Source organism: Hymenobacter persicinus, from assembly GCF_004167665.1.
GTDB classification, from domain to species: domain Bacteria; phylum Bacteroidota; class Bacteroidia; order Cytophagales; family Hymenobacteraceae; genus Hymenobacter; species Hymenobacter persicinus.
Window position 1 is genome coordinate 52,153 of sequence record NZ_SEWE01000014.1, and the last position, 15,044, is coordinate 67,196.

The window sequence follows — 15,044 nt, forward strand, 5'->3', positions numbered from 1 at the left end:
GGGGCCTAATTTTACCGGCCGGGCAGCTTGCGGAAGGGGTGGGCGCCCAGGGCCAGCCGCTCGGCTATTTCCACGGCCCGGCGGGCCCGGGTGCCGGCCTGCTTGGCGGTGCTGACGTGGTAAGCAATACCCCGGCGGTGACTAGGCGAGTACGCCGCAAAGGCCGCGGCGGCTTCGGGCCAGGCCGCCAGGGCTTCGGCCAGCTCCTCGGGCAGGTCCACGTGGTCGGGGTCCGGGTCGGGTGCCAGACTGACGTGCACCCGCTGGCCGAGCTGCACGCCGGCGGCCTGGCACAGGTCCTTGTTGACCATCAGGTACCGTTCCCCGGTGCCCAGGGGTAGCAGCCCGAGCCGGATGGGGTGGCCATTGAGCGTGCCCGTCACGCGGCGCAGGCTTTTGCCGCCCAGGGCCTCCGTCACCGCCAGGGGCACGATGATAATCTGGGTGGGCATGAAGCTGGGGCCGCCGGGTTCGAGCAGGCCCTCAAAATGGTAGGCAGTTTTCATAGCAGGCTCTAAGCTAGGCAAAGCCGGCCCCCGCCGCAACCCAGAAACCTTTCCGCCGGCCTTGGGCTTATACAGCCTGAACTTCCCAACATTTGCAGAATATGAAAGTAGAAATCTGGTCCGATATCATGTGCCCGTTTTGCTATATCGGCAAGCGCCGCTTCGAGGAAGCCCTGGCCCATTTCCCCCAGGCCGACCAGGTGCAGGTGCAGTGGCGCAGCTTTGAGCTGGACCCCAACATGCAAACCAACCCCAACCAGACCATCCACGAGCTGCTGGCTGAGCGCAAAGGAATGAGCGTGGAGCAGGGCCGGCAGATGAACACCCAGATGGCCCAGCACGCTACCACCGTAGGACTGGAGTTCAACTTCGACAAGACGATTCCCGCCAACACCTTCAACGCCCACCGCCTGATTCATCTCGCCGCCGCCCACGACCGGCAGGATGCCATGAAGGAGCGGATTTTCCGGGCCTATTTCACCGAGGGCCAGAACATTGACGACCCGGCCACCCTCCGGGCCCTGGCCGCCGAAATAGGGCTGCCCGCCGCCGAAGTCGAGCAGCTGCTGGCCTCGGATGCCTACGCCCAGGAAGTACGCCACGACGAGTACCAGGCCCGGCAGATTGGCGTGCGCGGGGTGCCCTATTTCGTCTTTGCCGACAAGTACGCCGTGTCGGGCGCCCAGCCCAGTGAGCTGTTTCAGGAGGTCCTGGAGAAAGTGTGGGAGGAAGCCCGCCCTACGCCCGTGCAGCTGGCCGGGGCCGACGGCGCCGCCTGTGGCCTCGACGGCAGCAACTGCTAACGCTGCCCCTGCGTTTTTTCGAAAGCCCGCCGGCCCTTTGGGAGCCGGCGGGCTTTTGTCGTTTGGGCGGTCCACGCGCGGCTTTGCGCCGACAGAATTGTGCTATACTTGCTTGCTGATCTATTATTCTGCGACGGTCCATTATGAAATATCTTCGATTCTCCGGCCTGCTCCTGGCGGCCAGCGTCCTGTTGCTAGCCTTTCGCCGCCCCACCCCCGCCGACGACTTTGTGCCCCGCCTGCTCGAGCAGCTCACCCGGTTCTACGCTACCACCTTTCCCGAGAAGGTATACCTGCACCTTGATAAAAACACCTACGCCGCTGGCGAAACGCTCTGGTTCAAGGCGTACTTAGTGGAAGCCGGCCAGCACCGCCCCGACACGCTCAGCCGGGTGCTCTACGTGGACGTGCTGACGCCCGAAAACCAGGTGCTGACCCAGCGCATGTTCCGCGTGGCGGGCAGCACTGCCCCTGGCGCCATTCCGCTGCCCCTCGACCTACCTCAGGGTGCCTACACGGTGCGGGCCTACACGAGCTGGATGCGCAACACCGCCGCCGACTACTTTTTCAGCCGTTCCATCACCATCCTGGCCACCAGCAGCCAAGCGCAGCCGCGCACTTCCCCGCCGCTGTCCGGGGCCCTCGACCTGCAGTTTTTTCCCGAGGGCGGCCAGCTCGTGACGGGCCTGGAAAGCACCCTGGCGTTTAAAGCCACCGGCCCCGACGGCCGTGGCCTCGAGGTGCGCGGCGAAATTCAGGATGAGCAGGGGGCCGCTGTGGCTTCGTTCGGCAGCCAGCACCTGGGCATGGGCCGGCTCCAGTTCAAGCCCGAGGCCGGCCGCCGCTACCAGGCCGTGGTGCGCTTTCCCGCCGCCCAGCGGGGCGTGTATCCGCTGCCCGCCGCCCAGGCCACGGGCTTCACCATGCGGGTACTTGAGCTGGGCTCCGTATTCCAAATTGCCATTCAGCGCCGGCTCGGGGCCGATGCGGCCGACCGGGCCGAGCCGATTACGGTGGTGGCCCACGTGCGCGGGCAGCCGGCCTACGTGGGGCAGGGCCAGATGAGCGACGCCAATACGTTCGTGGCCCGGGTGCCCAAAGACCGGTTTGCCGCCGGCGTGGCTCACTTCACCCTGTTCGACGGCCAGCACCGGCCCCGCTGCGAGCGGCTGGCTTTCGTCAGCACCGACCCCGGCCTGCGCCTGACCCTGCAACCCGACAAGGCCGCCTACGCGCCTCGGGAGAAAGTCACGCTGCGCCTGGCCGCCGCCGACGAAACCGGGCGGCCCGTGGCGGGGCAGTTTTCCCTGGCCGTCAACCACGCCGGCTTGGTGCCCCTGGACTCGGGCGCCACCGACATCCGCACCTACCTGCTGCTCGAGGCCGACCTGCGGGGCCGGGTCGAGGCGCCGGGCTTCTACTTCAAAGACCGCCGCCCCGCCACCGCCCAGGCCCTCGACAACCTGCTGCTCACCCAGGGCTGGCGGCGCTTCACCTGGCCCGACCTGCTGGCCGGGCAGTTTGGCAAGTATCCTTTCCCGCTTGAATACGCCCTGAGCGTGAGCGGGCAGGTGCTGGGCGCCAAGGACGCCCCGGCGGCCGGCGCCCCCGTCACGCTGTTTCGCTTCGGCCGCCAGCAGGACATTTCGCAGACCACCACCGACTCGACGGGACGCTTTCTGTTCAGCAACTTCGACGGGCGCGACACGGCCCGGTTCCTGGTGCAGGTCAAGCCCGGCAAGGGGTTGCGCAACCCCACGATTCTGCTCGACCGGCTCCGGCCCGACCTCGTGCCCCTGCCGCTGCGCCCGCTTTCCCCCAACGCCGAGGAACAGGCCGCCTACCTGCAAAGCAGCCGGCGCCAGCAGGCCGTGGAGCGCCAGTTTCAGGTTGACGGTAACAGCATCCTGCTCGGCAACGTGACCGTGCAGGGCACCAAGGTAGTCGTGCCCGACGCCCGCCGCATCTACCAGCACGCCGACGCGGTAATTAAGACGGCCGACATTCCGGCGGCCGGTTCCTACGCCAACGTGCTCCAGCTGCTCCAGGGCCGGGTGGCCGGGGTCAGCATCACGGGGCCGCCCTCGGATATGCACGCCATGATCCGGGGCGCCACCTCGTTTACGGGCTCCAACGAGGCCGTGTATCTGGTGGACGGCATTCCGGTGGATGCCTCCCTAGTCAACAGCCTGCCCGTGCAGGAAGTGGAATCGGTGGAAGTGCTCAAGGGGGCGTCGGCGGCCATCTTCGGGTCCCGGGGCGCCGGGGGCGTCATTGCCATCCTGACCAAGCGCGGCAGCCCCGGCTACGACAAAACCAAGGAGCCCGCCGCCCGCGGCCTGCTCACCTACGCGCTGCCGGGCTTCGAGCCCGCCCGGGAGTTCTACATGCCCAAGTACGGCGGCAAAACCACCCCACCCACCGACCACCGCCGCGCCACCCTGTACTGGAACCCGGACCTGCGCACCGACGCGGCCGGCCAGGCCACGGTGTCGTTTTACGCTTCCGACGAAACCGGCCCGTTTCGCCTCACGGTGGAGGGTATTTCGCCGGCCGGGCAGCCCGGCCGGGGCACGGCCCAGGTGCAGGTAGGGCGCTGAGGCGGTGGAATCCGGCCGCCGACTCAGCAACGCCGTAGAGCGTAGAATATTGATATCGAGTGTTTCACCTTCGTGCCTAGCTATGTTGCCGCCCCTGCCCGAGCTGACGTCAAGTCCCCACCTCGTGCGCGACCGGGAAAACGGCTGGATCTACGCCCATTGGTCGGGGGTGCAGACCATGGAAGTAGTGCAGACGGCCGGGCTGCACTACCTGGAAATGATGGAACAGGAGCCCTGCAGCCACTTGCTCAACGACCACCACGACGTTATCGGCCGGTTTCTGGTCGTCAATGACTGGATTGTGGACTACTGGGCCCCGCAGGCGCGCAAGGCCGGGCTGCGCACCGTAGCCCAGGTGATGGCACCCGGCGTGCAGGTCAGTCCCGCCGTGCGCGACCTGATGCGGCGCCTGGCCCCGCGCTTCCACACCGCATTCTTCACCGACCTGGCCAAAGCCCGTCTCTGGCTGCGGGCCCAGCCCTGAGCCGGGTCGGGGTTTCCGGCGCCGACGCTGGCATTCCCGGATTGTGGGCGCACCTTTGCCTTTTCAAGTGGCCCCCATTGGTATGAGTATGTTGCGCGTTGCCGGAATCAGTTTGCAGGAGCGGGAGCGGTTTGCCCTGCGCGAGGTCAGCTTCGAGCAGCCCCGGTTTCAGAAGCTGGCCCTGGCCGGTGAAACCGGTGCGGGCAAAAGTACCCTGCTGCAGTGCGTGGCCGGCCTGATTCAGCCCCAGGCCGGGGAGGTCTGGTTTGAGGGCCGGCGGGTGAAGGGCCCGGCCGAGCAGCTCGTGCCGGGCCACGCGGGCATTGCCTACCTGTCGCAGCACTTCGAGCTGCCCCGGTTTTTGCGCGTCGAGCAGGTGCTGCGCTACGCCAGTAAGCTGCCCGCCGACCAGGCCCGCACCCTCTACGAGGTCTGCCGCATCGACCACCTGCTGCTGCGGCCCACCGACCAGCTCTCGGGCGGGGAGCGGCAGCGCATTGCCCTGGCCCGCCTGCTGCTGTCGGCCCCGCGGCTGCTGCTGCTCGATGAGCCCTTCTCCAACCTCGACCGGGGCCACAAAAACATCCTCAAGGCCGTCATCGAGGATATCGGGGCCCGGCTGGAAATCACCTGCCTGCTCATCTCCCACGACCCTGCCGACACGTTATCCTGGGCCGACCACCTGCTGGTGCTCAAGCAGGGCCAGCTCGTGCAGCAGGGCCCGCCCCGGCAGGTGTACCAGCAGCCAGTGGATGAGTACACCGCCGGCCTGTTCGGCGACTATAACCTGGTCACGGGCCGCCTGCTGACGGCGTTGGCCAAGCTGGCCGGGGTCCGCAAGCAGGGCTCCCGGCTGGTGCTGCGCCCGGAAGCTATTCTGCTCGGCGCCCCCGGCAGCGGCGGCCTGCCCGGCACGGTGGCCCAGGTGCGCTACTTCGGTAGCTACTGGGAGGTGGACGTGGCGCTGCCGGGCGGCTCCCTGGTCGTGAAAACGACGGAGGCTGGCCTGGTTCCCGGCGCGCCGGTGGCCGTGACGCTGGCGGCGGGCGCCGCCTGGTACCTGCCTGGCTAAGCCCGCGCTACTGGCCGCCCAGCAGGTAGCCCGCGTAGAGCTGGAAAGCCACGTTGCGGGCGTTGTTGAAGTCGGTGGCGCGGACGCCGTCTTTGCCAAACTCCTGGAAGTTGCCGTGGTAGCGCAGCCCGACCAGGGGGCCGGCGGCGAACTGGTAGCCCAGGCCGGCGGCGTAGCCCCACTCCAGCCGGCGGGCATCCTCCAGCTTCCCGCCCAGGTAAGCACTGCTCACCTCGGTGCCGTCCACGGTCGACTTCACCGTGTTGTGCACGCGGAGCAGATAGCTCAGTTGGGGGCCGGCCTCAAAAATCAGCCCGCGGGCGTTGACTTTCAGCAGCACCGGCAAGTCGAGGTAGCTGTAGTTGATGGTGCCTTCGGCTTTGCAGGAGTTCTGAAAAACGTCAACGTACTCGCTGTGCATGGCGAAGCCTTTCTGGGAGTAGAGCAGCTCGGGCTGAATGGAGAAAAACCCGTCACCCGTCACGTCGACGTTGGCCATGACCCCGGCGTGGAAGCCGAATTTGGCGGCGTACGAATCGTATAAGCGGCCCCCGAGGCGGGTGTTATTCACCCCGGCCTTGAGGCCGAGGCGGACCTGGGCCCGGGCAGTAGTCGAAAACAGGGTGCCCGCGGCCAGCAGGGCGGCGGATAAGCAGGCGGATTTTCTCATAGGGCTAAAAGCAATTGCTGAAAGAATAGGTGAGTTAGAAGACGGGCCCGGCCGGCGCGTCAGGCTACCAACGCTGGCGCCGGGGCCGACTGATATAGAGACGGATAAATATAGCCTAACCGGCCGGCGGCCCCCGCGGCCCGCTAGGGGCGCCCGGCGGCGGCCTGCCGCTCGATGCGCAGCGCCTCGGCCAGGGGCACCACCCGGTAGGGAATGCGCAGGCGCTCGGCGTTGGCTTCCACGGTGGAGTCGAAGCCGGCCTTTTTGCGGCGGGCATTCACGTGGGCAGCGTCCTCGATGGGCCAGATAAAGCTGATGGTTTCGGGCTGGCCCTGGGCGTTGGGCACCGTGAAGCTGCGGCCCTGGGTGCCGTAAAGCTGGGCTTTGCCTTCCTGCATCAGCTTGCGGTCCAGCATGCGGGCGTAGAGGTAGTAGGGAATTTCGCCCCGGGCCGCTTCCTGCTCAATCAGGGGCAGCAGCTGCGGAATGCGGGTCGAATGCTGAATCACGAGCAGGGCCACCTCGTTGGTGGGCTCCCCGACCAGGGTTTTGCCGGGGTAGCCGTACTGGCGGATGAGCTGAACTACCCGCTGGATGTTGGCCGAGTCGATGCGGATCATCTGCGCCGAGAGGTAGGGCCCGACTTCGGCTTCGGCGAGGTGGGCGGCGCGCCTGAGCGAGTCGAGGGGCGCGGCCTGTCCGTGCATGGCGTCCATCAGCAGCAGCCGGTATTTCTGGTCTTCCCGGTCAATGCTGTCCAGCTCCCGCCGCAGGCGGCGGTTGAGGCTGACCGGGGCGGGGGCCGCGGTGGCAGTAGGACGGGTGCGGACTGCCGGGCGGGTGGGGTCGCAGCTGGCCAGCAGCAGCGCGGCCAGGGGCAGCAGTAGGGTGTAGCGGTAAGGCATGGGGCCGCGTCGGTTACTTGGCGCCCAGCAGGTAGCCCACGTAGAGCTGGTACACCTGGTTGCGGTGGCCGTTGCGGTCCAGGTCGCGGAAGCTGCCGTTGTAGCGCAGCCCCACGAGCGGGCCGGCGGCCAGCTGGTAGCCCAGGCCGGCGGCGTAGCCCAGATCCAGGCGCTGGCTGTTCTTGGTCGTGGCCCAGGGGTCATACTTTACCACCGTGCCGTTCACCGTCGACTTGATCCGGTCGTGAACGGCCAGCAGGTAGCTCACCTGGGGGCCGGCCTCAAAAATCAGCCCGCGGGCGTTGATTTTGAGCAGCACCGGCAAATCGAGGTAGTTGTAGTTGACGTTGCCCTTGTTTTTAGACACGACGGTTTCCGTGAGCCCGCTATCCTTGATGGTCTGGGTTGTCTCGTCGTCGACGGAGAAGCCTTTCTGGGAGTAGAGCAGCTCGGGCTGGACGGAGAAAATCCCGTCGCCGCTCACGTCGACGTTGGCCATGACCCCGGCGTGGAAGCCGAGCTTTCGGTTGAACGGGTCGCTGCCCGGATAGCCCGTGTTAGGAGTCGAGAAGCCGGAGTAGTTGGCCCCCGCCTTGACGCCGAGGCGCACCTGGGCCTGGGCAGTGGCTGAGAACAGGGTGCCCGCAATAAGCAGGGCGGCGAATAGGCCGGCGGATTTTGGCATAGGACTAACGGGAGTTAAGGAAAGAATAGAAGCGTAACGCGACGAGCCGGCAGGTGCTATGGGCTACCAGCTCGGCCGGGCCGGCTGAGATACCCGAAACACCCTGACCTGCGGCCCCGCCGGAAGCGAAGATACGGTCTGGCTTCCAACTACCAACCGGACCCTGCTTTGGGCAAAAAGGCCGTTTCCGGGCTAATAAAGTGGGTCAGACCCACTAAAAGGTACCTCCGACCCACCTTTTACTGCCAGTCCAGCACCTTTTTCTCCCCCTGACCCACTAAAAGGTCCTTCCCAACCACTTTTTAGTGGGTTGGAAGTACCAGTAAAGTACCCCACCAGTACCTTTTTCTCCTCCTGGCCCACAAAAAAGTCCCTCCGAGCTACCTTTTAGAGCCCCGGAGGCAGAAAAAGGTGGGTCGGAGGGACTAAGCGGGGCGCCGCCGGTAGTAGCCGGGGCGGCGGGGGCTAATTCAGCTTGGCGGCGGCGCGGGCCTGCTTGGCTTCCCTGGTCAGCGCGGGCCGGCCGGGGAAGCGCTGGCGCAGGTCCTCGTAGGCGGCCTGGGCCCCGGACTGGTGGTTCTGGGCCAGGAAGCGGACGTTGTTGTAGATGGTCAGGGCGTTGCCGTAGGCCTCGCTGCCGGCCACCATCAGGGTGCTGTCCACGTCCAGGGTGAGCTGCTCGAGCTGCTGGGCCAGGGGCGTGAGCTGGGTGACGCCCTTGAGGTCCTGCTTCAGCTCCTCGAAGTCGACGAAGGGCGGCAGCAGGGCCGGGCTGTTGGTGGCGTAGTCAGCGGTTTTCTGCACGAAGGCCACGGTCTTGTCGCCCATGCGGAGCATGGCTTTGCGCTCCTCCGGGGTGAGCGAAATCAGGTAGGGCGCCAGCGCGGCCTTGATGGCGTTGAGCGACTCCTGCACCTGCGCCAGGACGGGCGCCGGAATAGCAGTTTGGAATTCGTTGGGCATGATAATGAGGATAAGAAGTGGGAAAAGAATGGGACGCGTAGCAATAGGTAACTAGCAGATAGAGCGTGGGATGAAGGTGGGGAATTGGGGTGGGAGATGCAAGGGAGATATAAAGAAAATTAATAGGCCGTTGGTGGCTCCCACAATTCGCAGCAGAGACGCGGTGCAGAGAGGAACGTGTCAAAGGCTTTAACAGCAAACCTGTTAAAGCCTTTGACTTGTATTTAGTTTCTTAGCCTAGTTGGAAGTTCTATATGATCTTTATAAGACTTTATTTTTTCATGATCTTCAGTGTCACAATATCTGTTATATAAAATCACAATGTAGCCAGCTGCAATTGACCATATAATTGCGGAGAATATTGCAACTAATAGCCATGTTAATGAATCCTTGTTTGATGTATACCACAAAGATATTAAATTAAATGACCAATTGAATTTCCAGAATATTGTTATTGTGGCTAGTGTTGTCGTAAAGGCGAATGCTAAAAGGACTAGATAATACTTTTGTTTTGCATTCTTTTGCCATTCATGAATTTTGTTGTTTTTGTAAACATTTGCTTCTATTTTCTTGTCTTCTATGTTTTTTTGTTCTAATTCTAGAATTTTTTGCTTTAAAATTTCCTTTTCTATGATATCCTCTGGTTTGCTGAATGCAATTGGTATTTGTTGATCTACTTCATTTTTATGGCTTTCCTTTATTTCTTGTATCTCTTTGATTTTCTTTTGAAATACTGTGTTCCCATGTTTTAGGTCTTTTATGTGTGTTGTTAGATTTTCATATTTCTCAACAAGCTTGTCATTTTCTTGTTTAGTGATAGATAAGTCCCCTTCTTTCTCTTCAAGATTTTGAACGACTATTTTGAGTTCTTTTGTTTTCTGATTGATTAATTTATCCCTAGCGCTGAGGTGCCTGCTTGCCTCGCTCTCGATGAATGTCGTTAGCTTTTCATCATCATCTCCTAGTTTTCTAATATTTGATAGAAAAATGTCGCTAGTTAAACACTTTGCCATGAACTTAAGATCGTTAATGCCTAGTGCAATGAATTTAGATATTACAGACTGTGTTAACAGGCTTTTTTCTGTATTGTCAGTGCTAATGCTTGGGGTAGTAACAGCTGAGAGAAATGATTTCTTATAATCATCACTCTGTACTGGCAAAAGTTTGATTAATTTATTTAGAAGGTATGATGGATTGAAAAATGTGGGTATGTATAACTCTTTTGATTTGTTTTTGTAAGCGAGAAAATTGTCAAAGCCTATCAATGATTTGTCTAATGTTAAGCCAAATACATTGCATTCCTGTAAATGTGTATAAACCCCATCGTATTCCTTGTATCTAAAGTATAGAATTACTTCACGTAAATAAACATCATGTTCAATATTGTCAATAAATTTTTCTTTCGCTTCCTGTCCTTTGTCTCTCTTGGCTTGGTTTCTTATGTTTTGATATGTGTGATATGCTGAAATGCTGTCCAAATAATCACTTGCATTTCTATCAATTTGCTGAATTTTTGAATTGTATAATTCTATGTTTTTGCTTCGTAGTATGTTGATGGATTGTTCTATGATATTTGATGGATGTTGAGTGTCATTGCCATATTTGAGCTGGTTCTCGTAATATGCTCTTGTAAAGTCGTCAATTCTGTTACTGTTAAGAGCTGCACGAATCTGATTGTTCGTCAGTATTTGACTCCTGACGGTTCTTAGTAAGTCGTTTTTTACTTTTCTAAATTCTTTATGGGTGTCTGGTAGATAGGTAAGGGTTATATCGAATAAATCCTTGTTCGTTTCTATTATTTCGAGCAGGCTATCAACGGCTGGGTTCTCTGGATCTGAATGAACTTTAAGTGCTGAGTATAAAAAATTTGTATCAACAAATATTTTCCATTTGATAGGTTGTATGCTGTGAAGTTCTTCGGCAAGTTCCTTGGATAAGCCTAATGCAAAGAATGCCTCAGCTCTTTCTGCGATTGTTCTATAATAATCAAGTTCACGAGTAGTGCTTATATTGGGAATATTTTGAATATATAATGTAAAAATATCTTTAATTTTATTATTGCTAGGTAGTTTGGACTTTATATTGTATAAAATTTGAGAAGAATTGACCTTTGTTTTTCTATTTGCGCTTTCTGGATTTTCGTAATTGAATAATCTAATTGCGTTTTTGCCATAATTGTAGAAGCATTCGAATATATAATTTTTATATGAAGTAAAAAGTATTGCAATTTCTTGTTCGTTAATAATATAGTCTTCAGAAAATAAAGATAGGTTCTTGATGAAATTATCTTTTAGAAAATCTTCTTCAGACGAAGATTGCTTTATTCTAGTTTCTACGTCTTCTCTGCTGACGGTGTTGAGAGAATGTTTGCCTTTGGAGGATTTTATTTTGCCGTCTTGCTTTAGGTTGTTTAATTCAGTAGATAGTTCATCCTCAGTGATAGAAATTCCAAACTGAATTTCAGTATAATCTATTAGCTCACTTGTGGTGCTACCTTGTTCGTTTATGTATAGCAAATATTCTATGTAGTTCTGTATTGTTGTTGATCTTTGATCGGTGTTGATAAGATGTAGAATGTGAATTATTCTCTCGGTATTTGTGGTCATGCTCTTGGAAATTTTAGATCTGAAGGCTAGATCTTGCCTCCGTTGGGTTTATAGCAATGGGCATACAATATAAAGGTTATTTTATAAACTAGTAAAGGCTATATGTGAGATATTAGAAGCCTTAGGGTCTTAAGAGTCCAATAAGTTGTTAAGAAAATCATGCATTAACCGTGGTGCGATACTGTCTTTCCAATAGAAAAATTAAGCCCCCACCTTCTCCTCACTCCCCAACTCCGCCAGAATCCGCTTGGCGGCCTGCACGCTCTTCACCTCGTCGATGCTGACGATGAGCTGTTCCTTGCGCTCCTTCATGGAGGCGGTGCGGGAGTGGGTTTGCACGTAGTTGAGGATGTTGCCGAACTGCTCGCCCTGGAAGAAGTCGGCATTGTCGAGGGCGGGGATGTAGCCTTTGAGCAGGTTCTTCTTGAGCGTGAGCTTCTCGAAGCCGGCCTGGCAGGCCTGCCAGCGCAGCTTCACGATGTCGGCGAGCTGCTCGACCTCGGCGGGCAGGGGGCCGAAGCGGTCCACCATGCCGGCAATGAGCTTGCGCAGCTCCTCGGGGCCCTTGGCGCGGTCCAGCTTGCTGTATAATTGCAAACGCTCCGAAACGCTGCTCACGTAGGAGTCGGGAATCAGGATTTGCAGGTCGGTTTCGATGTTGCACTCCTTGGGGCCCTTGGTGCCGGCGGCATCCTGGAGGCGGCCGGTCGTGTCGCCGAGGAACAGCTCCTTGAACTCGGTTTCCTTGAGCTCGGTGACGGCCTCGTCGAGAATCTGGTGGTAGGTTTCGTAGCCCAGGTCGTTGATAAAGCCCGACTGCTCGCCGCCGAGCAGGTTGCCGGCCCCGCGGATGTCGAGGTCGCGCATGGCCACGTTGAAGCCCGCGCCCAGGTCCGAAAACTCCTCCAGGGTGCTCAGGCGCTTGCGGGCGTCGGAGGGCAGGCCGGCCACGGGCGGGGTGAGCAGGTAGCAGTAGGCCTTTTTGTTGGAGCGGCCCACCCGGCCCCGCATCTGGTGCAGGTCCGAGAGGCCGTGCATGTGGGCGCGGTTGATGATGATGGTGTTGGCGTTGGGAATGTCGAGGCCCGACTCAATCAGGTTGGTGCTCACCAGCACGTCGTACTCCCCGTCAACGAACTTCATCATGCGCTTTTCGAGCATGTCGCCCTCCATCTGCCCGTGGATGGTGGTGATGCGGGCGTCGGGCACGAGGCGCAGGATCATGGCCGCCATTTCCTCGATGTCCTTCACGCGGTTGTGCACGAAGAACACCTGCCCCCCGCGCTTGAGCTCCCGGGCCACGGCGTCGCGGATGAGCAGCTCGTCGAATACGTGCAGCTCGGTCTGCACCGGCTGGCGGTTCGGCGGGGGCGTGGCAATAACCGACAAATCCCGGGCACCCATGAGCGAGAAGTGCAGGGTGCGCGGAATCGGCGTGGCCGAGAGGGTCAGCGTGTCCACGTTCACCTTGAGCTCCTTGAGCTTGTCCTTGGTCTTGACCCCGAACTTCTGCTCCTCGTCGATGATGAGCAGCCCCAGGTCCTTGAACTTGATGTCCTTGTTGGTAAGCCGGTGGGTGCCGATGAGAATGTCGGTCTTGCCGTCGGCCACCCGCTGGAGCGTCTCCTTGATCTGCTTGGTGGTCTTGAAGCGGTTCACGTACTCCACCGTCACGGGCAAATTGCTCAGCCGCTCCCGGAAGGTTTTGTAGTGCTGCATGGCCAGGATGGTGGTGGGCACCAGGATGGCGGCCTGCTTGCCGTCGGCCACGGCCTTGAAGGCGGCGCGGATGGCAATTTCGGTTTTGCCGAAGCCCACGTCCCCGCAGATCAGGCGGTCCATGGGGTGGGGCACCTCCATGTCGCGCTTCACGTCCTCGGTGGCCTTGGCCTGGTCGGGGGTGTCCTCGTAGATAAAGCTCGATTCCAGCTCGGCCTGCATAAAGGAGTCGGGCGCAAAGGCGTGGCCGGGGGCGGTTTTGCGCTTGGCGTAGAGCCGGATCAGCTCGGCGGCAATGTCCTTGACCTTTTTCTTAACCGACTTCTTCTTGTTTTCCCACTCCGGCGAGCCCAGCTTGCTCATGGTCGGCGGCGTGCCCTCGGCTCCGGAGTACTTGGCAATCTTGTGCAGGGCGTGGATGCTGACGGTGAGAATATCGTCGTCGCGGTACACCAGCCGGATGGCTTCCTGCAGGTGGCCGTTGATTTCCACCTGGGTCAGACCGGCGAAGCGGGCAATACCGTAGTCCTGGTGCGTGACGTAGTCGCCGGGGCTGAGCGTGCGCAGCTCCTTGAGGGTAAGGGCTTTTTTCTTGGAGAACTTGCGCGCCTCCTGGGCCCGGTAAAACCGCTCGAACAGCTGGTGGTCGGTATACACGACCAGCTTCATCAAGTCGTCCACGTAGCCCTCGCGCAAGGCCAGCAGCAGGTGCTGGAAGGGCACGTTGTTGTCGAGCTCGTCGAAGATGGTGCGCAGGCGGTCGGCCTGGCGGACCGAGTCGGCGGCAATGATGGAGACGTAGTTTTTGCTGGCGTTGTCGTGCAGGTTCTTCACCATGCGGTTGAAGTCCTTGTTGAACGAGGGCTGGGGCTTGGCCTCGAAGCTGAACTCCTCGGCCCCGGTCTTGAAGTGAAACCGCTTGCCGAACTCCACCACCGGGAAGTTGTCGAGCAGCTTCTTAAACGACTTGCCGGTTTCGAACAGCTGCTCGGGCTTGCTCACAATCTGCATCCCGGCCGCGCCCGCCAGCAATTCCTGGAAGCCCTGGTCGGCCTTGTCGAACGACTCGGTGACGATGTCCAGAGTCTGGCGCACGTCCTTGACCCAGATGGCGGTGTGCCGGGGCATGAAGTCGAGAAACGCCTCCCGGGTTTCCTGCAGGAGCTTGGTCTGCACGTTGGGAATGATGCTGACCTGCTGCTTCTGCTCCACCGAGAGCTGGCTTTCGGGGTTAAACGTGCGGATGGTTTCCACCTCGTCGCCGAACAATTCGATGCGGTAGGGCAGCTCGTTGGCGTAGGAGAAGATGTCGACAATGCCCCCGCGCACGGCAAACTGCCCGGCCTCGTACACGAAGTCGGTCCGCTCGAAGTCGTACTCGGCCAGCATCTCGCTGATAACGTTCACGTCGAGCTTCTCGCCCACCTTCACCAGAAACGTATTTGCCACCAGGCTCTTGCGGTTGATGACCTTCTCAAACAGGGCCTCCGGGTAGGTCACAATCAGCTCCCCGGTTTTGGGCTTGGAGTTCAGGCGGTTGAGCACCTCGGCCCGCATGAGTACGTTGGCGTTTTCCGTCTCGTCGAAGTGGTAGGGCCGCTTGTAGGAGCTCGGAAACAACAAAGGGTCCTGCTCGGGCAGCAAATGCTGCAAATCGGCCAGGAAGTAGGCCGCCTCGTCCTTGTCGTGGAGCACGAACAGGTGGTGCTGCTCGGGGAACAAGCCGTGCAGGGCCGCGGCCACCACCGCGTCCTGGCTGCCCACGAGGCCGCGCAGGTGCAGGCGGGGCAAGGGCTCGGCGGGCGCGGCCTCGCCGGCGGGGCGCAGCGAGTGGCGGGTGGCCGGGTTCAGGCGGGCGCCCACGGTGAGGATGGTCGGGTCGAGGCGGTAGAGCTGGAGGAAGTCGGTGACCTTCAAAACGCGGATCGGCTAGGGGAGAGGCAAAAAACAGCAGCCCGGCCGGCTGAAATTCCGGTCGGGCAAGCGCTGAAGCTGGGTAGATAATACCGCCCGCAAGGTCCGAAAGTTTCC

Annotated in this window: 11 protein-coding genes; 4 read left to right on the top strand and 7 right to left on the bottom strand. The window is 59.4% G+C overall.

Annotation, left to right across the window (positions count from 1 at the left end; translation table 11 throughout):
• Window positions 1-11 precede the first annotated feature (11 nt).
• Window positions 12-506: a DUF1905 domain-containing protein gene (locus EWM57_RS08760; RefSeq protein WP_129920763.1), complete on the bottom strand. Its 495-nt coding sequence runs from the start codon at window positions 504-506 to the stop codon at window positions 12-14.
• Window positions 507-607: 101 nt separating this feature from the next.
• On the opposite strand from EWM57_RS08760, the gene EWM57_RS08765 reads away from it, so the two are divergent.
• The 4 genes from EWM57_RS08765 (at window position 608) to EWM57_RS08780 (ending at window position 5,465) form a co-directional block, all read left to right on the top strand.
• Complete coding sequence (locus EWM57_RS08765) at window positions 608-1,309, top strand: DsbA family oxidoreductase (RefSeq protein ID WP_129920764.1); 702 nt, start codon at window positions 608-610, stop codon at window positions 1,307-1,309.
• A gap of 143 nt (window positions 1,310-1,452) precedes the next feature.
• Entirely contained in the window at window positions 1,453-3,909 is a 2,457-nt protein-coding gene (locus EWM57_RS08770) for a TonB-dependent receptor (RefSeq protein WP_129920765.1), read from the top strand.
• Between the two features lie 82 nt (window positions 3,910-3,991).
• A complete protein-coding gene (locus EWM57_RS08775; RefSeq protein WP_129920766.1) occupies window positions 3,992-4,393 on the top strand; it encodes a hypothetical protein in 402 nt (133 codons plus the stop codon).
• 88 nt (window positions 4,394-4,481) lie between these two features.
• The gene (locus EWM57_RS08780) at window positions 4,482-5,465 is read left to right on the top strand and encodes an ABC transporter ATP-binding protein (protein WP_242510024.1); all 984 of its coding nucleotides are present in this window, start codon (window positions 4,482-4,484) and stop codon (window positions 5,463-5,465) included.
• A gap of 7 nt (window positions 5,466-5,472) precedes the next feature.
• On the opposite strand, the gene EWM57_RS08785 is transcribed toward EWM57_RS08780, so the two are convergent.
• From EWM57_RS08785 to mfd, 6 genes are all read right to left on the bottom strand, one after another.
• Complete coding sequence (locus tag EWM57_RS08785; RefSeq protein WP_129920768.1) at window positions 5,473-6,135, bottom strand: porin family protein; 663 nt, start codon at window positions 6,133-6,135, stop codon at window positions 5,473-5,475.
• 143 nt (window positions 6,136-6,278) lie between these two features.
• Window positions 6,279-7,040 (bottom strand): DUF6624 domain-containing protein, encoded by a 762-nt coding sequence (locus EWM57_RS08790; protein WP_129920769.1) that lies wholly within the window; start codon window positions 7,038-7,040, stop codon window positions 6,279-6,281.
• 13 nt (window positions 7,041-7,053) lie between these two features.
• Window positions 7,054-7,725: a porin family protein gene (locus tag EWM57_RS08795; RefSeq protein ID WP_129920770.1), complete on the bottom strand. Its 672-nt coding sequence runs from the start codon at window positions 7,723-7,725 to the stop codon at window positions 7,054-7,056.
• 465 nt (window positions 7,726-8,190) lie between these two features.
• A complete protein-coding gene (locus EWM57_RS08800; RefSeq protein WP_129920771.1) occupies window positions 8,191-8,688 on the bottom strand; it encodes a hypothetical protein in 498 nt (165 codons plus the stop codon).
• Between the two features lie 224 nt (window positions 8,689-8,912).
• Window positions 8,913-11,294 (bottom strand): hypothetical protein, encoded by a 2,382-nt coding sequence (locus EWM57_RS08805; RefSeq protein WP_129920772.1) that lies wholly within the window; start codon window positions 11,292-11,294, stop codon window positions 8,913-8,915.
• A 201-nt stretch (window positions 11,295-11,495) separates the two neighbouring features.
• On the bottom strand, window positions 11,496-14,930 hold the full coding sequence (gene mfd, locus EWM57_RS08810; protein WP_129920773.1) for a transcription-repair coupling factor: 3,435 nt from the start codon (window positions 14,928-14,930) through the stop codon (window positions 11,496-11,498).
• Window positions 14,931-15,044 lie beyond the last annotated feature (114 nt).

What these genes read in the sequence shown, in the direction of transcription:
- EWM57_RS08805 (WP_129920772.1), bottom strand. Translation starts at nt 11,294, where the DNA reads ATGACCACAAATACCGAGAGAATAATTCACATTCTACATCTTATCAAC.
- EWM57_RS08770 (WP_129920765.1), top strand. Translation starts at nt 1,453, where the DNA reads ATGAAATATCTTCGATTCTCCGGCCTGCTCCTGGCGGCCAGCGTCCTG.
- EWM57_RS08765 (WP_129920764.1), top strand. Translation starts at nt 608, where the DNA reads ATGAAAGTAGAAATCTGGTCCGATATCATGTGCCCGTTTTGCTATATC.
- EWM57_RS08800 (WP_129920771.1), bottom strand. Translation starts at nt 8,688, where the DNA reads ATGCCCAACGAATTCCAAACTGCTATTCCGGCGCCCGTCCTGGCGCAG.
- EWM57_RS08775 (WP_129920766.1), top strand. Translation starts at nt 3,992, where the DNA reads ATGTTGCCGCCCCTGCCCGAGCTGACGTCAAGTCCCCACCTCGTGCGC.
- EWM57_RS08760 (WP_129920763.1), bottom strand. Translation starts at nt 506, where the DNA reads ATGAAAACTGCCTACCATTTTGAGGGCCTGCTCGAACCCGGCGGCCCC.
- EWM57_RS08780 (WP_242510024.1), top strand. Translation starts at nt 4,482, where the DNA reads ATGTTGCGCGTTGCCGGAATCAGTTTGCAGGAGCGGGAGCGGTTTGCC.
- EWM57_RS08790 (WP_129920769.1), bottom strand. Translation starts at nt 7,040, where the DNA reads ATGCCTTACCGCTACACCCTACTGCTGCCCCTGGCCGCGCTGCTGCTG.
- EWM57_RS08785 (WP_129920768.1), bottom strand. Translation starts at nt 6,135, where the DNA reads ATGAGAAAATCCGCCTGCTTATCCGCCGCCCTGCTGGCCGCGGGCACC.
- EWM57_RS08795 (WP_129920770.1), bottom strand. Translation starts at nt 7,725, where the DNA reads ATGCCAAAATCCGCCGGCCTATTCGCCGCCCTGCTTATTGCGGGCACC.